Source organism: Oleispirillum naphthae (assembly GCA_027864655.1).
GTDB classification, from domain to species: domain Bacteria; phylum Pseudomonadota; class Alphaproteobacteria; order Rhodospirillales; family Rhodospirillaceae; genus Oleispirillum; species Oleispirillum naphthae.
The window spans coordinates 106,076-129,129 of sequence record JAQAZG010000009.1; the positions used below are offsets into that span (position 1 = coordinate 106,076).

General features: G+C 70.0%; 22 protein-coding genes and 1 tRNA gene. 7 read left to right on the forward strand and 16 right to left on the reverse strand.

What is annotated here, in order from left to right; genetic code table 11:
• Positions 1 to 14 precede the first annotated feature (14 nt).
• The 3 genes from O7R11_RS11075 to O7R11_RS11085 all read left to right on the forward strand — a co-directional run bounded on the left by O7R11_RS11075 (position 15) and on the right by O7R11_RS11085 (position 5,143).
• On the forward strand, positions 15 to 1,604 hold the full coding sequence (locus O7R11_RS11075; protein WP_337997582.1) for a gamma-glutamyltransferase family protein: 1,590 nt from the start codon (positions 15 to 17) through the stop codon (positions 1,602 to 1,604).
• A 253-nt stretch (positions 1,605 to 1,857) separates the two neighbouring features.
• On the forward strand, positions 1,858 to 4,353 hold the full coding sequence (locus tag O7R11_RS11080; RefSeq protein WP_337997583.1) for a hypothetical protein: 2,496 nt from the start codon (positions 1,858 to 1,860) through the stop codon (positions 4,351 to 4,353).
• Positions 4,346 to 5,143, forward strand: coding sequence for a class I SAM-dependent methyltransferase (locus O7R11_RS11085; RefSeq protein ID WP_337997584.1), 798 nt, complete (start codon positions 4,346 to 4,348; stop codon positions 5,141 to 5,143). Before O7R11_RS11080 ends, O7R11_RS11085 begins: the two co-directional genes overlap by 8 nt.
• Positions 5,144 to 5,145: 2 nt before the next feature.
• On the opposite strand, the gene O7R11_RS11090 is transcribed toward O7R11_RS11085, so the two are convergent.
• The 14 genes from O7R11_RS11090 to aroA all read right to left on the reverse strand — a co-directional run bounded on the left by O7R11_RS11090 (position 5,146) and on the right by aroA (position 18,042).
• Complete coding sequence (locus tag O7R11_RS11090; RefSeq protein ID WP_337997585.1) at positions 5,146 to 6,429, reverse strand: bifunctional folylpolyglutamate synthase/dihydrofolate synthase; 1,284 nt, start codon at positions 6,427 to 6,429, stop codon at positions 5,146 to 5,148.
• A complete protein-coding gene (locus O7R11_RS11095; protein ID WP_337997586.1) occupies positions 6,422 to 7,348 on the reverse strand; it encodes a carboxyl transferase domain-containing protein in 927 nt (308 codons plus the stop codon). Before O7R11_RS11095 ends, O7R11_RS11090 begins: the two co-directional genes overlap by 8 nt.
• A 227-nt stretch (positions 7,349 to 7,575) precedes the next feature.
• The gene (locus tag O7R11_RS11100; protein ID WP_337997587.1) at positions 7,576 to 8,421 is read right to left on the reverse strand and encodes a MipA/OmpV family protein; all 846 of its coding nucleotides are present in this window, start codon (positions 8,419 to 8,421) and stop codon (positions 7,576 to 7,578) included.
• 4 nt (positions 8,422 to 8,425) lie between these two features.
• The gene (locus tag O7R11_RS11105; RefSeq protein WP_337997588.1) at positions 8,426 to 8,659 is read right to left on the reverse strand and encodes a helix-turn-helix domain-containing protein; all 234 of its coding nucleotides are present in this window, start codon (positions 8,657 to 8,659) and stop codon (positions 8,426 to 8,428) included.
• A 9-nt stretch (positions 8,660 to 8,668) separates the two neighbouring features.
• On the reverse strand, positions 8,669 to 9,259 hold the full coding sequence (locus O7R11_RS11110; protein WP_337997589.1) for a DUF2975 domain-containing protein: 591 nt from the start codon (positions 9,257 to 9,259) through the stop codon (positions 8,669 to 8,671).
• A 212-nt stretch (positions 9,260 to 9,471) separates the two neighbouring features.
• The gene (gene trpA, locus O7R11_RS11115; protein ID WP_337997590.1) at positions 9,472 to 10,314 is read right to left on the reverse strand and encodes a tryptophan synthase subunit alpha; all 843 of its coding nucleotides are present in this window, start codon (positions 10,312 to 10,314) and stop codon (positions 9,472 to 9,474) included.
• Position 10,315: 1 nt separating this feature from the next.
• Positions 10,316 to 11,527: a tryptophan synthase subunit beta gene (gene trpB / locus O7R11_RS11120; protein WP_337997591.1), complete on the reverse strand. Its 1,212-nt coding sequence runs from the start codon at positions 11,525 to 11,527 to the stop codon at positions 10,316 to 10,318.
• 112 nt (positions 11,528 to 11,639) lie between these two features.
• On the reverse strand, positions 11,640 to 12,296 hold the full coding sequence (locus O7R11_RS11125) for a phosphoribosylanthranilate isomerase (RefSeq protein ID WP_337997592.1): 657 nt from the start codon (positions 12,294 to 12,296) through the stop codon (positions 11,640 to 11,642).
• The gene (gene pyrF / locus O7R11_RS11130; protein ID WP_337997593.1) at positions 12,293 to 13,033 is read right to left on the reverse strand and encodes an orotidine-5'-phosphate decarboxylase; all 741 of its coding nucleotides are present in this window, start codon (positions 13,031 to 13,033) and stop codon (positions 12,293 to 12,295) included. The genes O7R11_RS11125 and pyrF overlap by 4 nt, the downstream gene beginning before the upstream one ends.
• 219 nt (positions 13,034 to 13,252) lie before the next feature.
• A complete protein-coding gene (locus O7R11_RS11135; protein ID WP_337997594.1) occupies positions 13,253 to 13,570 on the reverse strand; it encodes a LapA family protein in 318 nt (105 codons plus the stop codon).
• Between the two features lie 70 nt (positions 13,571 to 13,640).
• Entirely contained in the window at positions 13,641 to 13,931 is a 291-nt protein-coding gene (ihfB, locus tag O7R11_RS11140; protein ID WP_337997595.1) for an integration host factor subunit beta, read from the reverse strand.
• A gap of 253 nt (positions 13,932 to 14,184) precedes the next feature.
• Positions 14,185 to 15,891: a 30S ribosomal protein S1 gene (gene rpsA, locus O7R11_RS11145; protein WP_337997596.1), complete on the reverse strand. Its 1,707-nt coding sequence runs from the start codon at positions 15,889 to 15,891 to the stop codon at positions 14,185 to 14,187.
• Positions 15,892 to 16,006: 115 nt separating this feature from the next.
• On the reverse strand, positions 16,007 to 16,690 hold the full coding sequence (gene cmk / locus O7R11_RS11150; RefSeq protein WP_337997597.1) for a (d)CMP kinase: 684 nt from the start codon (positions 16,688 to 16,690) through the stop codon (positions 16,007 to 16,009).
• Positions 16,687 to 18,042, reverse strand: a complete 1,356-nt coding sequence (gene aroA / locus O7R11_RS11155; RefSeq protein WP_337997598.1) for a 3-phosphoshikimate 1-carboxyvinyltransferase — start codon at positions 18,040 to 18,042, stop codon at positions 16,687 to 16,689. Before aroA ends, cmk begins: the two co-directional genes overlap by 4 nt.
• A gap of 266 nt (positions 18,043 to 18,308) precedes the next feature.
• Between aroA and O7R11_RS11160 the strand changes: the two genes are divergently transcribed.
• The 3 genes from O7R11_RS11160 (at position 18,309) to O7R11_RS11170 (ending at position 20,086) form a co-directional block, all read left to right on the forward strand.
• Positions 18,309 to 18,683: a TIGR02300 family protein gene (locus tag O7R11_RS11160; protein WP_337997599.1), complete on the forward strand. Its 375-nt coding sequence runs from the start codon at positions 18,309 to 18,311 to the stop codon at positions 18,681 to 18,683.
• Positions 18,684 to 18,797: 114 nt separating this feature from the next.
• Positions 18,798 to 18,873, forward strand: a tRNA-Ala gene (locus O7R11_RS11165).
• Positions 18,874 to 19,042: 169 nt separating this feature from the next.
• Positions 19,043 to 20,086, forward strand: coding sequence for an OmpA family protein (locus tag O7R11_RS11170; RefSeq protein ID WP_337997600.1), 1,044 nt, complete (start codon positions 19,043 to 19,045; stop codon positions 20,084 to 20,086).
• A gap of 60 nt (positions 20,087 to 20,146) precedes the next feature.
• Here the strand turns inward: O7R11_RS11170 and O7R11_RS11175 are convergent, their stop codons facing one another.
• On the reverse strand, positions 20,147 to 20,668 hold the full coding sequence (locus tag O7R11_RS11175; protein ID WP_337997601.1) for a hypothetical protein: 522 nt from the start codon (positions 20,666 to 20,668) through the stop codon (positions 20,147 to 20,149).
• 281 nt (positions 20,669 to 20,949) lie between these two features.
• Between O7R11_RS11175 and O7R11_RS11180 the strand changes: the two genes are divergently transcribed.
• Complete coding sequence (locus O7R11_RS11180) at positions 20,950 to 21,735, forward strand: MBL fold metallo-hydrolase (protein WP_337997602.1); 786 nt, start codon at positions 20,950 to 20,952, stop codon at positions 21,733 to 21,735.
• A 28-nt stretch (positions 21,736 to 21,763) separates the two neighbouring features.
• Here O7R11_RS11180 and O7R11_RS11185 read toward each other — a convergent pair whose 3' ends face one another.
• Positions 21,764 to 22,981 (reverse strand): hypothetical protein, encoded by a 1,218-nt coding sequence (locus O7R11_RS11185; RefSeq protein ID WP_337997603.1) that lies wholly within the window; start codon positions 22,979 to 22,981, stop codon positions 21,764 to 21,766.
• Positions 22,982 to 23,054: the final 73 nt, after the last annotated feature.

Genomic DNA, 23,054 nt, shown 5'->3' on the forward strand with positions numbered 1-23,054 from the left:
CCTGAGGGGAGCAGATGAGAGACTTCTTCCGCGGCGGGCGCAGCCCCGCCTTCGCCCGCGAGGCGATGATCGCCACCTCCCATCCGCTCTCCACCGCCGCGGGCGTCGAAATCCTCGCCGCGGGCGGCAACGCCATGGACGCCGCGCTTGCCGCGGTCGCCGTGCAGTGCGTCGTCGATCCGCTGATGACCGGCATCGGCGGCGACTGCTTCGCCCTCTACGCCCCCGCGGGCGGCGAGGTGGCGGCGCTCAACGGCTCCGGCCGCGCGCCCGCCGCCGCCACCGTGGAGCGCCTCACCGGCCTCGGCCTCGAAGGCGCGATCCCGCAGACCAGCCCGCACGCCGTGACCATCCCCGGCGCGGTCTCCGCCTGGGCGGCGCTGCATGCGCGCTTCGCCTCCCTGCCGATGGACCGCCTGTTCGCCCGCGCCGTCGGCTATGCGGAAAGCGGCTTCCCGGTGACGCCGCGCGTCGCCTGGGACTGGCAACGCAACGCCGAACTCGTCGGCAAGGACGAAGGCGGGCGCGCCCTCTTCCTCCCCCGCGGCCACGCCCCCAAGACCGGCGAAACCCACGCCAATCCGAACCTCGGCCGCACCCTGCGCGCCATCGCCGCCAAGGGCGCGGAGGCATTCTATCGCGGCGCCGTCGCCGACTCCCTGGTGGCGCGCCTCAACGCCTTGGGCGGCCTGCACACCGCCGAGGACTTCGCCGACGGGATGACCGCCGCGGCCTTCGTCGCGCCGATCTCCGCGCCCTACCGCGGCTACGAGGTGGTGGAGTGCCCGCCCAACGGCCAGGGCGTCGCCGCGCTGATGATCCTGCGCATCCTCGAAGGCTTCGACCTGTCGGACAGGCTCTCCGAGGCGGAGCGCATTCACCTCCACGCCGAGGCGACCAAGCTCGCCTACTACCACCGCGACGCCCTGATCGGCGACCCGGCGACCCTCGGCGGCACGGTGGAAACCCTGCTCTCCGAACCCGCGATCGCCGCCCTGCGCCGCCGCATCGACCCGGAACGCGCCCTGCCGCCCGCCCTGTGGGACGAACCGGAGCACAAGGACACCGTCTACCTCTGCGCCGTGGACAAGGACGGCAACGCCGTCTCGTTCATCAACTCGATCTTCCACGGCTTCGGCTCCACCCGCGCCGACCCGGAAACCGGCGTCGTCCTGCACAGCCGCGGCGCTTCCTTCCGCCTCATCGAAGGCCACCCCAACGCCATCGCCCCGCGCAAGCGCCCGATGCACACCATCATCCCCGGCATGCTGCGCAAGGACGGCGAAACCGTGATGCCCTTCGGCGTGATGGGCGGCCAGTACCAGGCGGCGGGCCACGCCGCCTTCCTCTCCGGCATGCTCGACCGCGGACTCGACGTCCAGGCGGCGATCGACGCGCCGCGCAGCTTCGCCTTCGGCGGCAAACTGGAACTCGAACCCGCCTTCGACGCCACCACCGCCGCCAACCTCGCGGCGCTCGGCCACGACCCGGTCACCGTCGCCGTGCCCTTGGGCGGCGCGCAGGCGATCCGCATCGACCGCGAAAACGGCGTGCTGTGGGGCGGCTCCGACCCGCGCAAGGACGGCTGCGCGCTGGGGTTCTGAGAAAAACCAGTCCAGGCGCGCTGCCCCTGGACCCCGCTGGGACCGCGTGCCCCAGCCCCCCTAAGTTTTTCGCCGCGCAGCGGCAATCAACCGTCACGCCGCGTGATGGTCTTCTGGCGCTCCGCGCAAAAACCAAGGTTATGGGAGGCCCGGAGGGACCGAGTCCCTCCGGAAAGTTTTGGTTTTACCGCCAGGATACGCCGCGACCGCCCGTATATCCCGGAGAGGAAGGGACAACCCGGCGGGGATTTTCATGCACGATCGGCTTATGCACGGCGCTGCGCCGCACGTTCGCGCCGTCGCCGAGGCGCGGCGGCTGTTGGCCGCGGGCGGCATCACGGCGTTTTCCTGCGACGTTTTCGACACCTTTCTGCTGCGGCGCTGCGCCGAGCCCGCCGGGGTGTACGAGCGCGCCTGCGCGCTGGCGGGGGTGGCGGAGGCGGGCGCCGCCACCGCAGCGATGTTCGTGGCGCAGCGGCGCAGCGCCGAGGCCAGGGCGCGGCAGGCGGCGAAGGCGGCGCGCGGCTCGCCGGAGGTGGGGATCGGGGAGATCTACGCACGCTTCCCCCTGCGTCCGTTCGGGCTGGCTGCCGGGTCGGCGGCGGTGCTGGCCGAGGCGGAGTTCCAGGCGGAGCGGGAGCTGTGCTTCGTCAATCCGGAGATTTGCGGCCTGCTCGCCGAGGCGCGGCAGGCGGGTGCGATGGTGGGGTTCATTTCCGACACCTACTGGGACGAGGCGCGCCTCGCGGAGTTGATCGCGGCGTGCGCGCCGGGGTTCGGCTGGGATTTCCTCTTCGCCTCCTGCGACCGGGGCGGCGGCAAGTCCGAGACTCTGTTCGACGACTGCCTCAAGGAGCGCAGGCTGAACCCCGCGGCGGCGCTGCACATCGGCGACAACCCCGGCGCGGACGTGGCGGCCCCGGCCAGGCGCGGCATCGCCGCGGTGCATTACCCGCAGGCGGACCGTCGCCTGGCGCGCATCTTCGTGCGCGAGACCGCGCTGTTCGACCAGATTGCGCTCGCCGGAAAAACCCGCCTCGACGGCGGCCTGCGCAACCTGCGCCGCAGCGTGGCCGGGGCGGCGCCCGCCGCGGACCCGGCCTTCGCCTGGGGGCTGACCGTACTCGGCCCGGTGTTCGCCGCCTTCGACCGCTTCGTGGCGGAGCGCGTGGCGCGCCTGCGCGCCGAGGGGCGCTCGGTCGCCGTGGCCTGCGTCGCCCGCGACGGCCTGCTGCCGCTCCTGATCTGGCGCGATGCGCGCGCCGAGCCGGTCTCCTACATCGAGGTCAATCGCCGCACCGCGCTGATCGCCGCGGCGGAAAGCGGCAGGATGACGGATTTCTTCAAGCGCATGCCCGCCGTGGACCTCGCCTCCGCCGCGCAGTTCCTCAAGGGCGTCACCGCGCCGATGCGGCGTTTCTTCGCGCACGCGCCGGGCGGCGTGGTCGGCGGCGCGGACTTCGCCGCGGCGCTGCCGCGGCTGGTGGATGCCGCAACGCTCACGCGCATCGGGCGCGAAGCGCGCGCCGCGCTGTTCGCGCACCTGGACGCGGCGATGCCGGATCTGGCGGAGGCGACCGACCTGGCGCTCATCGACCTCGGCTATTCCGGCACGGTGCAGAAGGGCCTGCGCAGCGCGTTCTCCCTGGCCGGGCGGCCGCAGCGGCTGCACGGGCTCTATCTGCTCGGGGTGGACGAGGACCTGGCGGAGATCGCCGAGCCGGACAGCGCGGAGGGATTCCTCTCCGGCCTCGCCCTGCCGCCCGCGGCGCGGCATGCGGTGCTCGCCAACGTCGCGCTGCTGGAACAGATGTGCGGCGCGCCCGAAGGCTCGGTGATGGACTACGGCCCCGACGGCGCGGTGCGGCGCGAGCCGGACCTCCGCCCGCCGGAGCAGGCGACGGTGGCCGCCCGCGCCCGCGACGGCGCGCTCGCCTTCGCCGCGGCGGCGCGCGCGGCGGTGGCGCGCGGCCTGCCCGACCCGCTTGCCGACCCGACGGCGACGCCCTGGCTGGCGGCGATTCTGGCGCGCGCCCTGCTGCTCCCCGACGATACGGAGCTCGCCGCCTTCGGCGGACTGAAGCACGACGTCAACCTCGGCACCCGGGCGCTTGTCCCCCTGGCGGAACCGCAGACCGCCGAAACTCTGGCGCTGGCCAAGCCTCTGCCCGCCGCCTTCGCGGCGCGGCAGCCGCCGATGTGGATGGCGGGCAGCTTCGCCGCTCTGTCGCCTGCGCTCGGCTTCCTGCATGCGCTCGCCGGGTGCGGCGGGCTGTGCGCGGAGACCTTCGGCGAGGCGGAGATCGGCCCGGCCACGGCGATGCTGTTCAAACGCGGCGACATGCAGGCGTGCCTGCCGCTTTCCGTCACCTGCACCCGCACCGGCTTCAACGAGTTGCGCATCCGCGTGCCCCTCCTGGCGAAGAGCGGCATCGGCGCGGTGATGCTGCCCGCGAGCGCCCTGCCGCCGCGCGGCGCGGTGCGCGGCGTCGTCCTGCAATATGGCGAGACCGCCGCCGCCGCGATGGCCGCGGCGGACGCGGAGAGCATCCCGGTTTCCGCCCTGCGCGGCGCGGGCATGGCGCTGGACGGCGGCATTCTTTCGGCGCAGGGGGAGGACGGCTACCTGATGATCCCGGCGCCGGAATTCGCCGCGCCGGTGGCGGTGCTGACCCTCACCATTGCGCCCCTGGACGGCCTGCGCCTGCTCGCCGCCGGCGACACTCCGGAGGAGACCGGCCTTGGCTGACCTGCTGCTGCACTCGCTGGCGGAATTCACCCCCTTCATCCTCTCCCTGCTGGATGCGGCGGAGGCGCGGAACACCGTGGAGATCGGCGTGGAATACGGCCTGATATCGCCCACGCTGATCGAACGGGCGCGGCGCGAGGGCGGCGTCCACACCGGCATCGACCCCGCGCCGCAGCCGGGGGCGGATGCGCTGTTCGAGGGCGGGCACGCCCGCCTCGCCGCCGCGCCCAGCCTGGAAGCCCTGCCCGGCCTGCCGCCGTCGGACGCCTATCTGGTGGACGGCGACCACAACTACTACACCGTGCTTTCGGAATTGCGGCTGATCCGCGATGCGGCGGCGGCGGCGGGGCGCGGCTTCCCCCTCGTCATCCTGCACGACATCGGCTGGCCGTGCGCGCGGCGCGACCTCTATTACGCGCCGCAGCGCATTCCGCCCGAGTTCCGCATGCCGCACTCCTTCTCCCTCGGCATGCGTCCCGGCAAGCCCCTGGCGGGCAAGGGCGGCTTCCGCGGCGAAGGGGTCTTCGCCTGCGCCCTGAACGAGGGCGGGCCGCGCAACGGCGTGCTCACCGCCCTCGAGGACTTCCTGGAGGAAACGCCGGGCCTGCACCTCTCCTGCATCGCCGCGGTGTTCGGCCTGGGCGTTCTGGCGACGGAAGAAATGGCGGAGCGGCTGGAGCCTCTGATCTCGCCGCTGCGCGACAACCCGCTGCTGGCGAAGATGGAGCGCAACCGCCTGGACCTCTACATCCGGGTTCTCGACTGGCAGGACGGAATCCTGGCGCGCTGAGGCTAGTCCGGCGCGCCGATGCGGTTGGCGGCGAGAATCTCCCCCACCAGATAGAGCGACCCCGCCGCCAGCAGGCGGCCCGCCTCCCCCCTTTCCGCGGCCAGCGCATCGCGCCAGCCCGCGTGCGCGGTTACGTTTCCGTGCCCGGCGGCGCGCACCGCATCGGCCAGCGCCGCGGCGGCAAACGGCGCGGGGGCGCTTTCCACCGGCACGGTGCGGATGGCACGGAGGTGCGGCGCGACGGCGGCAAGATAGCCCGCCGGGTCCTTGGTGGTCTGCATGCCGAGGACCAGATCCACCGGCCCCTCCGCCGCCCAGGCGGCCAGCACCGGAGCCAGCGCCGCCGCGGCGGACGGGTTGTGCCCGCCGTCCACCCAGAACTCCCGGCCCAGTTCCGCCACCAGGTCGCCCGCGCCCAGGCGTTGCAGCCGCCCCGGCCAGGAGACCCGCGGCAGCGCCGCCGCGGCGAGCGCATCGGTGACCGCCAGCAGGCCGGAGGCATGGGCGGCGACCAGCGCCAGCGCCGCGTTCTCCACCTGGTGCGGGCCGAGGAGAACCGGCTGCGGCGCAGTCACCCGCCAGCCCGCCGCCGCGACGGAAAAACCGTCCGGGGTTTCCGCGATCTCCCACTCCACGCCGCGCCGCCACGGCACCGCGCCGATCGCCTCCGCATGGCGCAGGATCGCCGCCATCGCCTCCGGCGGCTGCGCGGCGATCACCGCGGGCACGCCGGGGCGCAGGATGTGCGCCTTCTCGGTGGCGATTTCGGTCAGGGTATTGCCCAGAAAGTCCTGGTGGTCGTAGGCGATGGCGGTGAGCACCGCGGCGCGCGGCCGCGCCACCACGTTGGTGGCGTCCAGCCGCCCGCCGAGGCCGGTCTCCAGCAGGCAGGCCTCCGCCGGGGCGCGGGCGAAGGCGAGCAAGGCCGCCGCCGTGGTCGCCTCGAAGAAGGTGATCGTCTGCCCCGCGTTGGCCGCCTCCACTTCTTCCAGAAGCGCCGCCAGGGCCTCGTCGGAGGGCAGCGCCCCGGCGATGCGCACCCGCTCGGCGAAGCGCACCAGATGCGGCGAGGTGTAGGCATGCGCCCGCCGCCCGGCGGCGGCGAAGAGGGCGGACAGCGTCGCCACCGCCGAGCCCTTGCCGTTGGTCCCGGCGACGTGGATCACCGGCGGCAGGGCCTGCTGCGGGTTGCCGAGGTCGGCGAGCAGCCGCCACATGCGCGCGAGCGAAAGATCGATGACCCTGGGATGCAGCCGCGTGAAGCGGTCGAGAACCGCGTCAAGCATCGGGGGCGGCGTCGATCAGCTTCGTCTCCTGCCCCGGATAGGCGAGAATCGTCGCCGAGGGGAAGGGACGGCACAGAATGTCGAGAATCGCCGCGATCTCCGCCTTGATGTCGCGGCGGTCGGCGATGCGGTCGATGCGGCCGCGCCGCCGCGCCGCCGCCGCGCCGACCACGCCGCCGCGCGGCGCAAGAAACGCGGGCGTGTCCATCGGCGCGAAGGGGTCGGCGGGCGGCGGGCCGAGCCGCGCCTCCGGCTCCGCCAGAACCACGTCCGCCTGCTGCAACAGCGCCTCGGAGATCGGGTCGAACGCCGGGTCGGCCAACACCACGATGAGCGGCAGGTTGCGCTCCGCCACCTTGCGCAACGCCAGAATCACCCGCGGCAACTGCAACAGCGCAAACGCCCCGTCGGGAATGCGCGGCCCCTGGCTGCCGGTGACGACGAGCAACGGCGCATCCTGCAACACCGCCAGCTCGGCGGCGGCCACCACCGCCTCCCCCGCCGCCGCGCCCGCCGTGCCGCAGAGGAAATGCGGCTCGAACGCCGCGATCACCGCGCCGCGCCCGTCGATGCGGCCGTGCGCCACCGCCACCGCCTCCGCCTCGCGGCTCTGCGCCGCAGCCTCCTTCAGCCGCTCGCCATAGCGCCGCGCATCGCGGAACTTCAACGGATCGGCGGGCGCGCCGGGAATCTCGATGCGCGCCCAGCTCTCCGCATCCAGCAGCAGGTCGAACCGCCGCGCCGCGGACAGCGTCAGATGATGGTCGCAGTGCGGGCAAATGCGCCAGTTGGCGTCGAGGTCGCGGTGAAACACCGTCGCCCCGCACTTCGGACAGGTCACCCACTGCGCCTCGCGCAGCACCCGCGGCGATATCCACCGCCGCAAGGTCGGCCGTACGAAATTGGTGAGCCAACTCATCCCGTTTCCCCCGGTAATACCCGGCCAGGGCTCCACCCTGGACCCGCTGGGGGCGCGGCCCCCGAACCCCATTAGGAATAATCCGCTTTGTGGAAAAAACAAATGGGTTGCGGTCTGGGGAAGGCAATCAAGGACGTGGGCGCTGCCCACCCCAGCCGGGGCCTGGAGGCCTCGCCCCCCCGCTCATTTTGGTTATGGGAGGTGGCGAATTTATCGATTACCGCCGTTCAGAAACGGTAGGCGATGGCGGTAGTGAGGATGAACTGGTTGGCGGAACCATCGCCATCGACCAGTGGGCTGTCGGCGGCGTCACCGAGCAGGCGGGTGTATCCGAGCCCGCCGCTCAGAAGCCAATGTTCGGCGAACGACCAGTCGAGGCGAGCGGAGAGGCCCGCGTCGGAGAAACCCGACCCCGCTTCGAAGCGGACGTGGCCGGAGCGTGCCGCCTGAGCTGGTGAAACCCCGAAATACGCCTGCATTTCGTCATCGTCCGCCCAGCGGAGGTTGCCGGAAAGGGTGAGTGTGGTGCGGGGAGTCACCGGCAGCGTATGGCCGACGAACAGCGAGAAGGTATCGCCATTGGTTTCGTCGGTAATGTCGGCTTCGTATTTGATGCCGTAGGAGGTGCCGATGCGGCGCGGATTCGCGGGCTCGCTCGCCAGGGTGATGCGGGCGATCCCCTGCCCATCGATGTCGCCCATGCCCTTGAGTGCGTCGTTGTCGTCGGCATCGCGTCCGAAACGATAGCCGCCGCCGAGACGCAGGGTGAAGTTGCGGGTCGGGGTGGCGACCCGCGCGACGCCGACGTCGACGCCGTTGGGGAAACCCGCCTGCACGTCGATCAGGCCGAGGCTGGTCTTGTAGCCGGAGGCAGGCGAGGCCGCCGCCTCACCGCTCCAACCGTAGTACAGCATCGGCAATGGCGTGGCTTCGTAGTCGTCGGAGCCGAGGTAGTCGGGCTTCCAGCCCGCGCCCGCGCCGAGGATGAGTTGGGATTCGGCGTGTGCGGCGCTGCAGAAGGCAAGGCCTGCGAAAGCGGTAAGCGCGGCGCGGCGCAAAACCGATGGCATCATGATTTCAGTCCTTTTCCTGCGGGTCATCAGCCCCGGTTTCCACGTATTCGAGAAGGTCTCCCGGCTGGCATTGGAGCGTGGCGCAAATCGCCGCAAGCGTCGAGAATCGCACCGCGCGGGCCTTGCCGGTCTTGAGAATCGACAGGTTGGCGAGAGTCACCCCGACCGCATCGGAAAGGTCGGACAGCTTCATCTTGCGCCGCGCCAGCATCACGTCGAGGTTCACCATGATCGGCATCGTCCGCTCCTAGATCGTCAGATCGGCGTCGGCCTTCAGCGAAAGACCGATCTCGGCGATACGCGTGAACACGAAGAACAGCGCGGTGAAGAGAAAGATATGAATGCGGACGATGTCGAACACCGACATCTCCGGCAGCGCGGGCAGGGCATCGGCGAAGACCAGGTAAACGGCAATCGCCGGATGCTCCAGGGTTTCAAGGACGGCGAAGCCAAGCAGAGCATGGGAGAGACGGCGGAACCGCGCGACCACCCGCTGCGAAAAGTACTCGCCAGCGGAGAGAAGCCGGGCAACCGCTTCGATCTGCAGGAACGCCACCAGCCACGCCAGCTTCGACACCCATTGCAGGGTTTGCAGCACCATCCAGTGGGCCTCCCCCAGGTCGGGACGCGCCCACGCGTGGTCCGTGCCCGCGAATTCCACCGAAAAACTCGTGCCGACGACAAGACGATAGGCGAACTCGAACACCAGCAGCGGCAGTGCGCCGAGAGCGAGCCCGTGCAGGCAGAAGATCAGCTTTTTCATGTCGGGATTGTTCATGGCCGCACGCTCCACCGCTTCGTCGGTCGGATTATTGGTGCGAATGATCTCGTTAGTCAACGAATAATTATCGATGAACGATATATTAAGCGCCATACCATCGTGGCGGAGGAGTAAGGGAATGGGATGCAAGGGCCGGTCGGCCCTTGCCGGGTGTGGGCAGCGCCCACGGGTTTTTCGGGTCAGGGCAGCACCCGGCCTTTTTGTTGAAGGCGTGGACCCCCGGATCAAGTCCGGGGGTGACGGCCGGGGGCAGCGCGCCCCGGCCCTTTTTACTGCCGCGCGCCGCGCACGCCCTGGGCCAGATCGGCGACGAAGGCGAGGGTATCGGGCACCGCCCGGGGCGTGGGTTTGCCGTTTGCGTCCAGCCCGGCGGCGAGGCGGTCGATCACCGCGGAGCCGACCACCGCGGCGTCGGCGACGCGGGCGACGGTGGCGGCGGCTTGCGGCGTCTTGATGCCGAAGCCGACGGCGATGGGCAGGCTGGTGTGGCGTTTCAGCCGGGCGACGGCGGCGGCCACCGCGTCGGCGGCGGCGCTGACCGTGCCGGTGATGCCGAGCACCGAGACGTAGTAGAGGAAGCCGCCCGCGTATTTGAGGATGGCGGGCAGGCGCGCGTCGTCGGAGGTGGGGGTGGAGAGGCAGATGAAGGCGACGCCGTGTGCGGCGAGCACCGGCTGGATTTCGTCGGCCTCTTCCGGCGGCACATCGACGACGATCACGCCGTCCACCCCTGCGGCGGCGGCGTCGATGGCGAAGCGTTGCGCGCCGTAGGTGTCGATGGGGTTGTAGTAGCCCATCAGCACGACCGGCGTGTCCGCCTCGGTCTTGCGGAAGTCCTTCACCATGGCGAGGGTACGGTTCATGCAGGCCCCGGAGGCGAGCGCGCGGAGCGCCGCCCTCTGGATCGACGGGCCGTCGGCCATGGGGTCGGAGAACGGCATGCCGAGTTCGATGATGTCCGCCCCCGCGCCGGGCAGCCCGGCGAGCAGTTGTGCGGAGGTTTCGAGGTCCGGGTCCGAGGCGGTGACGTAGACCACGAGGCCCGCCCGGTCTTCCGCCTTGAGCGCCGCGAAGCGGCGGGTCAGGCGGTTGTTCGCGAATGCGTTTTCCATTTCAGAGCTTCACTCCCATCGCCTTGGCCACGGTGTCCACATCCTTGTCGCCGCGCCCGGAGAGGGAGACGAGCATGATGTGCTCGCGCGGCAGCCCGCCCGCGACCTTGAGAGCCTGGGCGATGGCGTGGGAGGATTCGAGCGCGGGGACGATGCCCTCGCAGCGCGTGGTGCGGTGGAAGGCGTCGAGCGCCTCGGCATCGGTGACCGAGACGTAGGTGACGCGGCCTGCGTCCTTGAGCCAGGAGTGTTCCGGCCCGACGCCGGGATAGTCGAGGCCGGCGGAGATGGAATAGGCCTCGGTGATCTGGCCGTCGCCGGTCTGCAACAGGTAGGTGCGGCTGCCGTGCAGCACGCCGGGGCGGCCCTTGCCGATGGAGACGGCGTGTTCTTCGGTATCGGCGCCGAGGCCCGCCGCCTCGACTCCGACGATCTGCACCGACGGCTCGTTGAGGAAGGTATAGAACAGGCCGATGGCGTTGGAGCCGCCGCCGACCGCGGCGTAGAGGCTGTCGGGCAGGCGGCCTTCCATCTGCATCATCTGCGCCTTCGATTCCTCGCCGATGATCTTCTGGAAGTCGCGGACCATGCGCGGATAGGGGTGCGGCCCGGCCACCGTGCCGATCAGGTAGTAGGTGTCCTCCACATTCGCCACCCAGTCGCGCATCGCCTCGTTCATCGCGTCCTTGAGCGTGGCGTTGCCGCTGGTCACCGGGCGGACCTCCGCGCCGAGGAGCTTCATCCGGAAGACGTTGGGCTGCTGGCGGGCGATATCGGTCGCGCCCATGTAGACGACGCAGGGCAGGCCGAACAGGGCGCACACCGTGGCGGTGGCGACGCCGTGCTGGCCCGCGCCGGTTTCCGCGATGATGCGGGTCTTGCCCATGCGGCGGGCGAGGAGGATCTGCCCGATGCAGTTGTTGACCTTGTGCGCGCCGGTGTGGTTGAGGTCCTCGCGCTTGAAGTAGATTTTCGCGCCGCCGCAGGCCGCGGTGAGGCGTTCGGCGAAGTAGAGCGGACTCGGCCGCCCGACGAAGTGGGTGAGGTAGCGGTTCATCTCCGCGGCGAAGGCGGGGTCGGCGGAGGCCTCGTCGTAGGCCTTCTCCAGGGAAAGGACGAGCGGCATCAGGGTCTCGGCGACGAAGCGTCCGCCGTAGGGGCCGAAGTGGCCCCTCTCGTCGGGGCCCTGGGTGAACGAATTGGCAAGGGTCATGGACTGCTCTCTTGTCGGCAGGGCGCGCGCCTCGCCGGGAAGGGCAAGGGCGGCGCCGCATCATGAAAGGGTTGAATGACGCGTCGGCGCGTCGAAATCCAGGAAAAAAGCGTCACCAGCGCCCGGCGCCCGCGCTTTTTGCGGCCTTGATGAAGGCGGCGATGCGCGCCGGGTCCTTCACCCCGACGGCGCGCTCGACGCCGGAGGAGACGTCCACCGCGCCCGCGCCCGAGGCGGAAATCGCGGCGGCGACGTTTTCCGGCGTCAGGCCGCCCGCGAGCATCCAGGGCGTTTCGCCGTTCCAGCCGCGCATCAGTTCCCACGGGAAGGGCTGGCCGAGGCCGCCGGGGCGGTCGGCATCCACCGGCGGCTTGGCGTCGAACAACAGCCAGTCGGCGTGGTCGTCGTAGGCGTGCGCCGCGGCGACGTCGGCGGCGGTGGAAATGCCCACCGCCTTGATCACCGGCAGGCCGAATTCCAGGCGCACCGCGTCCACCCGCGCCGGGGTTTCCGCGCCGTGCAGTTGCAGCATGTCGAGGCGCAGGTGGGCGAGCACCGCCACCAGATCGTCGTCGGTGGGATCGACGAACAGGCCGACCTTGCGCACCTCGGAAGGCAGCGCATCGGCCAGTTCGGCCGCGGCCTCGGGCAGGATCGCGCGCGGCGACTTGGGGTGGAAGACGAAGCCGACGAAGTCCGCCCCCGCCTCCACCGCGGCATCGAGGGAATCGACCTCGGCAAGGCCGCAGATCTTGACCAGCGCGCTCATGCCGGTGCGCTCCGGTAGGGGGCGTCGGCGCAGCCGAGGTCCGCGGCGATGCGCCAGGCGGCGTCGGCAGGGTCGGCGGACTTGCAGATCGGGCGGCCGATCACCAGGATGTCCGCCCCTTCGGCCAGCGCCTCGGCGGGGGTCATCACCCGCTTCTGGTCCTGGGCGGCGGCCCACGGCGGGCGGATGCCCGGCACGATGCGCAGAAGCCGGCCGAATTCCGCCTTCAGACGCTTGGCCTCGTGCGCCGAGCAGACCAGGCCGTCCAGCCCCGCCTCGGCGGCGATCGCGGCCAAGCGGCGCACCTGGTCGAGCACCGCGCCCGGCACGCCGACGCGGGCGAGGTCCGCCTGATCGAAACTGGTGAGCACGGTGACGCCGATCAGCTTGGGCGGCGCGGCGTCCACCTTGTCGGCGGCTTCGCAGGCCGCCTCGCGCGCCGCCTTGAGCATGGAGAGCCCGCCCGCGGCGTGCACGGTGAGGTAGCGCGGGCGCAGCGGCATCACCGCGACCACGGCGGAGGCCACGGTGTTGGGGATGTCGTGCAGTTTGAGGTCGAGGAAGATCTCCTTGCCCGAGGCGCGGGCGACCTGGCGCACCCCTTCCGGCCCGTTGGCGCAGAAGAATTCGAGGCCGAGCTTGAGCCCGCCGACGTGCGCGGCGATCTGTGCGGCGAGGCGGCTCGCCTGCGCGAGGTCGGGGGTGTCGATGGCACAAAAGACGGGATTGCTGCTCATGCGCACGGTCTTTCCGGAAGCGTGGGGAGGTACTTTACGGCGAAGCGGCGGTTCGCGCTAGCGGGGTACGGAAAAAAGCTTGCACGCGCGAGCGAAGAGAGATTTTCGGCAAGGCTAGGAGCATTTGAAGCAAGATAGCGGGACTATCTTGCGAAAACGCGACGCGGGATTGACGAAAAGACCCCGAGCGCAGCCGGGCAATGGTTTTTCCGTGCCCCGCTAGGCCTTGCTGCCGGGAGGCGGCAGAGCCTCCGTCGTCCGCTCGCGCAGGCGGGCGCATTCCGCCTCCGCCTCGCGGGCCCTGACCTCCGCGGCGCGCGCCCGGGCGGCGGCGCGGCTGCCCGCGGTGGCGCGGCCGAGCAGCAGGCCGAGAATGAGGCCGACGACGAGCGCGCCGAGGACCGCGAGGTAGACGCTCAATCCCACGGAGATCGGCAGGGGCCAGAGATCGAGCTCCACCGTCTGGCGGTTGGCGACCGCAAACGCGACCGCCACGGCGGCGAGGGGGAGTCCGATGATCCAGGTGAGAATGCGCACGGTCGTGGGCCCTTGGTGAAGACGCGGGAAGAAAGGCCGCGCCGGAACCCCGGCGCGGCGGCAGATCGGCCTAGGCGGAAGCCTCGCCGTTGATCAGATCGCGCAGTTGCTTGCCGGTCTTGAAGTAGGGCACCACCTTGGAGCCGACCCGCACCGCATCGCCGGTGCGCGGGTTGCGGCCGGTGCGCGCGTCGCGGGTCTTGGTCGAGAACGCGCCGAAGCCGCGCAGCTCGACCCGGTCGCCGCGCGCCAGAGCCAGGGTGATTTCCTCGAAAATGGTGGCGACGATCCGTTCCACATCCCGCTGGTAGAGGTGCGGGTTGCGTTCGGCCAGGCGCGCGATCAGCTCAGACTTAGTCATAGCGTGCAATCCCCTTCGATAGAGGCGGGACGTCCGCCCATGGTGCATGCCGAAGCCAGGGAATCCCTCGGGCGGAAAACCGGCGCACCCGGAGAAACCGAAACAGCAATCCTGTCGATACGTGTTTTCGAGACTGCCAGATTTCAACCCCTGCTTCAAGGTTAAGCCTCTCAGGGGCAAGCCTTTTTCATAATCGAAAACGCAAAAACGCCGCCCCGATGGGGCGGCGTTTCGCAAATTCCGGAAAAACCGGTCAGGAATTCGCCTTCTCGTCCTGCGCCTGGCGCAGCGCCGCGCCCAGGATATCGCCCAGCGACGCGCCGGAATCGGTCGAACCGTATTCCGCCATCGCCTGCTTTTCCTCGTCCATCTCGCGCGCCTTCACCGAGAGGGTGAGCTTGCGGCTCTTGGCGTCGATCTGGATGATCTTGGCGTCGATCTTCTCGCCGACGGCGAAGCGCTCGACGCGCTGCTCGGAACGCTCGCGCGACAGGTCGGCCTTGCGGATGAAGCCGGTGGCGCCGCCCTCGGCGGCCGAAACCTCGAGACCGGCATCGGTCACCTGAGTGACCACGCAGGTCATCACCGCGCCCTTCTTCAGGCCCTTGGTGGCGTTCTCGAAGGGATCGTTGGTGAGCTGCTTCAGACCGAGGCTGATGCGCTCCTTGTCCACATCGACGTCGAGGATCTTGGCGGTGACCATGTCGCCCTTCTTGAAGGACTTCACGGCTTCCTCGCCGCTCATCTCCCAGGAGATGTCGGAGAGGTGCACCATGCCGTCGATCTCGCCCGGCAGGCCGACGAACATGCCGAACTCGGTGATGTTCTTGATCTCGCCTTCGAGGCTCGAACCCACCGGGTGGTTGGCGAGGAAGTCGGTCCACGGGTTGGACAGGCACTGCTTGAGGCCGAGGCTGATGCGGCGCTTGTTGGGATCGACGTCGAGCACCATGACTTCCACTTCCTGGCTGGTCGAAACGATCTTGCCGGGGTGGATGTTCTTCTTGGTCCAGGACATCTCGGAAACGTGCACCAGGCCCTCGACGCCGGGCTCCAGCTCGACGAAGGCGCCGTAGTCGGTGATGTTGGTGACGCGGCCGGTGAACTTGGTGCCGACCGGGTACTTCGCCTCGACGCCCGACCACGGGTCGGCTTCGAGCTGCTTCATGCCGAGGCTGATGCGCTGGGTTTCGGAGTTGAAGCGGATCACCTGCACCTTGATCGTCTGGCCGATGGAAAGCGCCTCGGCCGGGTGGTTGATGCGCTTCCAGGCGATGTCGGTGACGTGCAGCAGGCCGTCAACGCCGCCGAGATCGACGAACGCGCCGTAGTCGGTGATGTTCTTGACCACGCCGTCGAGGATCTGGCCTTCCTTGAGGTTTTCGATCAACTCGGAGCGCTGCTCGGCGCGGGTCTCTTCGAGGACCGCGCGGCGGGACACCACGATGTTGCCGCGGGTGCGGTCCATCTTGAGAATCTGGAACGGCTGCGGCTGGCCCATCAGCGGCCCGATGTCGCGCACCGGGCGGATGTCCACCTGGCTGCCCGGCAGGAACGCCACCGCGCCGGAAAGATCGACGGTGAAGCCGCCCTTGACGCGGCCGAAGATCACGCCGTTGACGCGCTGGTTGCCTTCGAAGGCCTTCTCCAGCTCGTTCCAGGACTCTTCGCGGCGCGCCTTCTCGCGCGACAGCACGACGAGGCCGTCGCGGTCCTCGTAGCGATCGACGAACACTTCGACGGTGTCGCCGAGCTTGATCTCGGCCCTGTGGCCGAATTCCTTCAGAGGCACGCGGCCCTCGGACTTCAGTCCGACATCGACGAGGGCGAAATCGTTGTTGATGCTGACGATGTGTCCGGTGAGGACGGAACCTTCGAGGTTCGCATTGACGGCGAACGATTGTTCCAGGAGGGCGGCGAAATCTTCGTTCGCGCCCGGGATGGTACCGGTTTCGGTCATGCCGAAGGGTTTCCTTTTCTCGTGTCGCTTTCGGGCCAACCGGTTTTTCCGGTGGTCTTGCCGCTATGGCGACCGGGTTGCACAAAAACCGCCGCGGCCGCGGGTTTTCTCCGCGTCACGGGCGATCCGGTTTGCCGGATTTCTCCGGCTCTGTTTCCGCGAGTTGGTCGGCCCTGGAGCGGAAGAGGGCGGCGGCCAGCCCGAAGACCGTATCCGCATCCATCTCCGTGGTGTCCAGGACGAACGCATCCCTCGCCTCGGCAAGGGGCGCCGCCGTCCGGTCGCGGTCACGCTCGTCGCGGGCGATGATGTCCGCGAGAACGCGCTCCTGTATAGCGTCGAAGCCCTTCTCCTGCAACTCCAAGGTCCGCCGCCGCGCCCGTTCCTCCGCCGAGGCGGTGACGTAGAGCTTGAGATCGGCGTGCGGGCAGACCACGGTGCCGATGTCGCGGCCGTCCAAAACCGCGCCGGTGCAGGGACTTGGCGGGGCCTTGGCGAAGCCGCGCTGGAATTCGAGAAGCGCGGCGCGCACCTCGGGGACCGCCGCCACCTTGGAGGCGGCGTCGCCCGCGTCCTCGTCGCGCAGACGCGCCGACTCGAGACTCGACGGGTCCAGGGTGCGCGCCGCGTGCGCCGCGGAGGCCGGATCCGCCGGGTCCGCGCCCATCTCCAGCACCCGCACCCCGACGGCGCGGTAGAGCGCCCCGGTGTCGAGATAGGCGAGGTTGAATTCCCGCGCGAGGCGGCGCGCCAGCGTGCCCTTGCCGGCGCCCGCCGGTCCGTCGATGGCGACGATCATCCGATATCCGCCCCCAGCCCGTTCATCAAGGGCACGAAGCCCGGGAAGCTGGTGTCCACCGAACGGATGTCGTCGATCGCCACCGGCTTCTCGCTCACCGTGCCGAGCACCAGGAAGGCCATGGCGATGCGGTGGTCGAGGTTGGCCGCAATCGTCGCGCCGCCCGCGGGCGGCCGCCCCGCGCCGTGCACCAGAATGTCGTCGCCGTCGGCCTCCACCGCCGCGCCGCAGGCGGCAAGCCCGGAGAGGATCGCGGTGAAGCGGTCGCTCTCCTTCACCCGCAGTTCGGCGAGGCCGCGCATCCGCGTGCTCCCCTCCGCGCACGCCGCAGCCACGGCGAGGACGGGGTATTCGTCGATCATGCTCGGCGCGCGGGCGGCGGGCACGTCCACCCCCTTGAGCGCGGAGGCGCGCACGCGAAGGTCGGCCACCGGCTCGCCCGCCGCGGCGCGCTGGTTCTCCAGCGCGATGTCCGCGCCCATCTCGCGCAGGGTCTGGAACAGGCCGAAGCGCAGGGGGTTGGTGCCGACGCCGGGCAGCAGAATCTCGGAACCCGGCAGCAGCAGCGCCGCCACTGCGGGAAACGCGGCGGACGACGCATCGGCGGGCACCATCACGTCGCAGGGGCGCAGCTCCGGCTGGCCGGTGAGGCGGACGGTGCGCACGCCGTCGGCGGCGATGGACACCGCGATGTCCGCGCCGAAGCCGGTGAGCAGGCGCTCGGTGTGGTCGCGGGTGGCCACCGGCTCGATCACCGTGGTGACGCCCGGCGTGTTGAGCCCCGCCAGCAGCACCGCCGACTTCACCTGCGCGCTGGCCACCGGCAGGGTATAGGTCACCGGCGTCGGCGCGGCGTTGCCGCGCACCGCAAGCGGCAGGCGGCCGCCCTCGCGCCCCAGGAACTCCGCCCCGAATTGCGAAAGCGGCGCGATCACGCGGGCCATCGGACGGCTGCGCAGGCTGGCGTCGCCGGTGAACACCGCGGTGATCGGGTGGGTCGCCACCAGGCCCATGAGCAGCCGCGCGCCGGTGCCCGCATTGCCCATGTCGAGCACGTCCGCCGGTTCGGCGAGGCCGCCGATGCCGACTCCGCGCACCGTCCACACGCCTGCGTCGCTGCGTTCGAGGCTCGCCCCCATGGCGCGCATCGCCGCGGCGGTGCGCAGCACGTCCTCGCCTTCGAGCAGGCCGGTGATCCGGCTTTCCCCCACCGCCAGCGCGCCGAACATCAGCGCGCGGTGGGAGATCGACTTGTCGCCCGGCACCCGCGCCGAACCGGCGAGCCGCGCCGCGCGGCGCGCCGCCGCCGGAAGCGGAAGATCGCGGGAAGAAGTGGTGGACTCGGTGCTCATGCGCGGTCTCGCAGCGATGGTCGGGGCTCGTCCGCCGTCGTATCACACTTGCCGCCCCCGCTTCCAGACTCTTCCCCGCGCGAAGCCGGTTTGCACGCGGCGGCTTCCATGTTATGGGGGATTTCAGGCGGCGCACGCCGCCGCACAGATGAATCGCTTTGACAGGACAGTCGCTTCATGGCAAATGCGCGTTCCCGGCACCGGATTCGCCGCAAGCGGGGCGGAACGGTCGCCGACGGAATCGTGTCGGGGAAGGAGGTCTATCCGTGACGAAGCCGGAATGGGGAAGCAAGCGAACCTGCCTGAACTGCGGCACGCGGTTCTATGACATGCAACGCACGCCGATCGTCTGCCCGAAATGCGGCAGCGAGAACGCGCCGGATGCGGTTTCCAAGGCGCGGCGCGGCATGAAGAAGCCCGCCGTGGCCCACGCGGCGGTGGCGGCGGCGGTGACGACCAAGGCCAAGACGGCGGTGGTCGCGGCGGACGACGACGCGCTCGACGACGTGGACGTCGAAGTCGAGGTCGAGGTCGAGGACGACGACGTGGACGACGCGCTGATGGAGGACGCCTCCGATCTCGCCGAGGACGACGACATGTCGGAGATGATGGAGCACCTCGCCCCCGGCGAGGAGGACTGAGCCTCCGCGCGCGGTTTTTGCCCGGAAGGCCCGCTTTTTTTTGTTGCGGCGGACCGAATCTCGGGCTAGCTTGCGCCTCCCATGTCCGCCGGAGTTCCGGCGGATCCCGGAGACGGGGCCGTAGCTCAGTTGGGAGAGCGCTTGAATGGCATTCAAGAGGTCAGGGGTTCGATTCCCCTCGGCTCCACCATGAAAACCCGCCGCCTAAAGCCGCGGGTTTTCTCTTGCCCGGATTCCCCGCTATGGCGTCCGCGCCACGCCCGCCGACCATCCGCACGCATTCTTGCGACAAACGCTTGCGCTGCGGCGGCAACGGCATAACTTCATGGGGAAACATCCAACCCTGGAGACACTGCATCATGCGTTCCTTGTCGATGATCGTTGCCACGGGCCTGGCGCTGGGGCTTCCCGCCGCCGCCCACGCGGAGTGGTATGCCGGCGCCGATCTCGGCGCGTCGTGGCTGCCTGACCAGAAGGTCGATTTCAACAACGGTACCCATTACAAGGCCGATCACCAGGTCGGGCCGGTCGGCCTCGCCCAGTTCGGCTACGACTTCGGCGGTCTCAAGCTCGAAGGCGAGTTCGGCGCGCGCACCAACGACATCGACAAACTGAAGAACCGCGCCACCGCCTCCGGCCGCAACGGCGCCTCCGGCTCCACCACCGTCTACAGCCTGATGGGCAACGCGATCTACGACTTCAACGCCACCGGCGCGCTGCATCCCTTCCTCGGCGCGGGCATCGGCCCGGCCTATGTGGACATCAACCCGGTGACCGACAGCGACGGCGCGCGCGTCTACTCGGGCGAGGACTGGCGCTTCGCCTACCAGGGCTTCGCCGGTGTCGGCTACGACATCGATGCGAACTGGACCCTGAAGGGCCAGTACCGCTACTTCGCCACCCTCGACGGCGACGTGTCGATGAGCGGCAGCGGCGTCGGCGGCGACACCGAATACAAGAGCCACGAAGTGCTGATCGGCCTGACCTACCGCTTCGGCGCGCCGCAGGCCGCCGCCGTCGCCGCGGCCACCCCGGCCCCGGCCAAGACCGCCGCCCCGGCTCCGGCCCCGGTGGTGCAGAACTTCATGGTGTTCTTCGACTTCGACAAGGCGGTCCTCACCCCCGAGGCGCAGACCATCCTCAACAAGGCCGCCGTCGCCTTCAAGAACGGCAAGAAGCCGCGCATCGACCTCACCGGCCATGCCGACCGCGCCGGCACCGAAGCCTACAACATGAAGCTGTCGAAGCGCCGCGCCGATGCGGTGAGGGCCGCCCTGGTGCGCCTGGGCGTGCCCGCCGCCGAGATCGCCGTCGCCGCCAAGGGCGAAAGCGCGCCGCTGGTGGCGACTCCGGACGGCGTGCGCGAGCCGCAGAACCGCCGCGTCGAGATCGTCCTGCCGTAAGCGCGGCAGCAGATACGAAAAGGCCCCGCTCTCCGGCGGGGCCTTTTTCGTTGGGGGAATTCAGCGCGGGATTTCGGCGCGGCGGCGCGGCACGGCGGCGGACTGGATCTCCGGCACCACGACGCACAGCCCGGGGCCGGACACCGGCGGCTCGTGCGCCGCGGCGAAGACGCCGAGCGCCGAGGGCGCGCCGGACAGCATGGCGTCGAGCATGTCGCGGTGCTCCGTGCAGTAGTCGGCGGTGTTCTCCGCCTCGCCGGAGGCGCGGTTGGCGATGCGGGTGATGAAGCGGTCGAACTGCGCGTCGGAGCGCGCCACGCCGGTGCGGCTCAACGCCGCGCGCAACGCCTTGGCATTGGCCGAGAGGCTGCCGCCGAACTGCGTCACATAGGCGTTGTAGCGGTCGCGCAGGCCCCAGCCGGGGTCGCTGCACTTCAGCGCCGCCACCTGCAGGCGGGTGTGGAACTGCCGCACCTGGACGGCGCTCGCCTCCTCGAGAGTAAGACAGGCCGGCGCGGCGATGGCCGGGGCGGCCAACGCGACATAAAAAGCGGCGCACAAACGCAGGGTGGAAACTCGCACGTCCGTCTGTCCCTCAACAGCTTGATCCGCAGTGTGCCGCCGGATCGGCGCAAGATCAACAAGTTTCCCTAAGCTGCACTCTACACGGCTGATTGCCCTGAATTTTTTCGGGGCAACGCCTGCCCGCCGTTGACGCCGCCGCCCGCCGACCACACGTCAAGTCATCCGACACCCCGAGGAGGCCATCGATGCGCGCGATCTCCCCCCTTGTCGCCATGGTTGCGACGATGTTTCTCACCGCCCCGGCGCAAGCCGCCGAACCGCCGGCAGGAGTCCACAAAATGAAACTGGGCGACTTCACCATCGTCGCGTTGCAGGACGCCTTGAACTCCCGGCCGCTCGCCGGACTGATCGCCAACCCCGGAGAACTGGCCGGAACGCCGGGCGCGGCCGCCGCGCCCGACCCCTCGCCGCTGCCCGTCGCCGCCTTCCTGGTGGATACCGGCAAACAGACGGTGCTGATCGACACCGGCCTCGGCGACCCGGCGGGCAAGACGCTCGCCCGCCTGCGCGCCGCCGGATATGCGCCGGAGCGCATCGGCGCGGTGCTGCTCACCCACCTGCACGGCGACCACATCGGCGGCCTGCTGGAAGGCGGCAAGGCAGCCTTCCCCCAGGCGCAGGTCTACGTCAACCGGCGGGAAACCGCCTACTGGCTCGCCGCGGACAACGCAGGCGCGCAAAAGGCCAAGGCCGCGCTCGCGCCCTACCAGGCGGCGGGCCGCGTCACCCTGTTCGACGGCGCGGCGGCCATCCTCCCCGGCATCGCGTCGTCGCCCGCCTATGGCCACACCCCGGGCCATACCGGCTATATGATCGAAAGCGCGGGCCGGCGCCTGCTGATGTGGGCCGACATCGTCCACGTGCAGGCGCTACAGTTCGTCAACCCCAACGTCTCGGTGAACTTCGACATCGACAAGGCGGAGGCGCGGGAAACCCGCAAGGCCTTCCTCGCCGACGCCGCGGCACGGGGCTATCTGGTGGCGGGCACCCATATCGCCTTCCCCGGCATCGGCCACGTGCGCGCCGCAGGCGCGGGCTACCGCTGGGAGCCCCTGGCGGAGTAGGGGAAAACCCGAACCTTCGCGGGGGACCTCAGGCCCCCCGCACCCCCCCCGACGTGTTTTCTCCCGCGCGGCGGGTGATGCGCAGGCGGTAGGACATGCCCGCCTTTTCCACCAGCTTGATCTCGAAGCCGTTCTCCGCATCGGCGTAACTGTCGCGGCCGGGGAGGCTGAAGGCCGCGCCGTTCAGGTATTTCTGCGCCGGGTCGGCATCGACCAGCTTGACCGGGGACCACCCGTGCCGGCACTCCGACACGTTGTCGTCCGCCTTCATGATCAGCACGCCGTGACCGGGCAACTCCTGGTCGAACAGCCCGATCGGCTGCCGGTTCTCGATCAGCACGTAGCGTCTTTCGCTCAACGGCAGGCGGATGGCCAAGGTCTCCGAAGCGGCATCCTCCAGCGGCCCGAGCAGAATCTCCGCCGACTGCCCCGCGGCGACCTCCCGGACCTTGCCGGGGGGAAGCCACCCCAGCCGCAACTTGGTCCAGGAGGAAATTCCCGGCGGCGGCCGCCTGTACGCGATGAAGTGGCACGACATCGGGTCCCAGAACCCCATGTTGATCAGCGCTTCCGCCCAACCGGCATCGCGCGTCGGGTGCTGCGCCTGGAGATCGTGGTCGTAGAGGCAGGGCAGCACGCGCTTGCCGTTCTTCACGCCGCCCCAGATGTGGGCGCAATCGTGGAACAGCGTGCCCAGGTGCGCCGACGAGGTGAAGATCGCCGCGCCGCCCGGAATCACCTGTCCCTGGCGGGTCTTGAGCACATCCCCCGCGCTCCAGCCGAGCATGCCCGGATAGCCGCACAGCCCGACCATGCCGTAATCGCGGAAATGCGCCCGCAGGAAGATCGCAACGTGGTCGTAGGCGGAAAAGTCCTCGGTGGCCCCGGCCGCATCGACGGCATCCCGCACCAGCCGGGAGACCCGCGATTTATCGACCTCCAGATTGGCCGGAGAAATCGCATAGCTGCCGATCTCGTCGGGCAATTGCAGCCAGTCGGTGAAGCGGTGCTCCAGGCCGACGGCGCCATAGGACATGCGGCGCACGTAGCCGTCGAGAAGGCGGAAGCGCCCGACCGCGAACTCCTTGTCGATCGGCCGGTTCAATCCCGGAAAAGCCGCCAGGATGACCAGGCCGCGGCGCAGCGCCGGTCCCTCGGCGGCACGGACGGAGCCGGGAAAGGCGGCAAGCGGCGCGACGGCGAGAAGACCTGCGACGAAACGACGGCGCGTACACGCGGCAAACATGGCGGCACCTCCCGCGCGGACCCGGAACGCCGCGGCATGTCCGCGATTATCCGGGCGCGGCGGCGAAAGAGCA

Coding starts and splice junctions, on each gene's coding strand:
- O7R11_RS11125 (WP_337997592.1), bottom strand. CDS start 12,296: ATGAGCGCGCTGGTCAAGATCTGCGGCCTTGCCGAGGTCGATTCCCTC.
- O7R11_RS11170 (WP_337997600.1), top strand. CDS start 19,043: ATGCGTTCCTTGTCGATGATCGTTGCCACGGGCCTGGCGCTGGGGCTT.
- O7R11_RS11180 (WP_337997602.1), top strand. CDS start 20,950: ATGAAACTGGGCGACTTCACCATCGTCGCGTTGCAGGACGCCTTGAAC.
- O7R11_RS11100 (WP_337997587.1), bottom strand. CDS start 8,421: ATGATGCCATCGGTTTTGCGCCGCGCCGCGCTTACCGCTTTCGCAGGC.
- O7R11_RS11105 (WP_337997588.1), bottom strand. CDS start 8,659: ATGCCGATCATGGTGAACCTCGACGTGATGCTGGCGCGGCGCAAGATG.
- ihfB (WP_337997595.1), bottom strand. CDS start 13,931: ATGACTAAGTCTGAGCTGATCGCGCGCCTGGCCGAACGCAACCCGCAC.
- cmk (WP_337997597.1), bottom strand. CDS start 16,690: ATGATCGTCGCCATCGACGGACCGGCGGGCGCCGGCAAGGGCACGCTG.
- O7R11_RS11090 (WP_337997585.1), bottom strand. CDS start 6,429: ATGCTTGACGCGGTTCTCGACCGCTTCACGCGGCTGCATCCCAGGGTC.
- trpB (WP_337997591.1), bottom strand. CDS start 11,527: ATGACCCTTGCCAATTCGTTCACCCAGGGCCCCGACGAGAGGGGCCAC.
- O7R11_RS11080 (WP_337997583.1), top strand. CDS start 1,858: ATGCACGATCGGCTTATGCACGGCGCTGCGCCGCACGTTCGCGCCGTC.
- O7R11_RS11095 (WP_337997586.1), bottom strand. CDS start 7,348: ATGAGTTGGCTCACCAATTTCGTACGGCCGACCTTGCGGCGGTGGATA.
- pyrF (WP_337997593.1), bottom strand. CDS start 13,033: ATGAGCAGCAATCCCGTCTTTTGTGCCATCGACACCCCCGACCTCGCG.
- O7R11_RS11185 (WP_337997603.1), bottom strand. CDS start 22,981: ATGTTTGCCGCGTGTACGCGCCGTCGTTTCGTCGCAGGTCTTCTCGCC.
- rpsA (WP_337997596.1), bottom strand. CDS start 15,891: ATGACCGAAACCGGTACCATCCCGGGCGCGAACGAAGATTTCGCCGCC.
- aroA (WP_337997598.1), bottom strand. CDS start 18,042: ATGAGCACCGAGTCCACCACTTCTTCCCGCGATCTTCCGCTTCCGGCG.
- trpA (WP_337997590.1), bottom strand. CDS start 10,314: ATGGAAAACGCATTCGCGAACAACCGCCTGACCCGCCGCTTCGCGGCG.
- O7R11_RS11075 (WP_337997582.1), top strand. CDS start 15: ATGAGAGACTTCTTCCGCGGCGGGCGCAGCCCCGCCTTCGCCCGCGAG.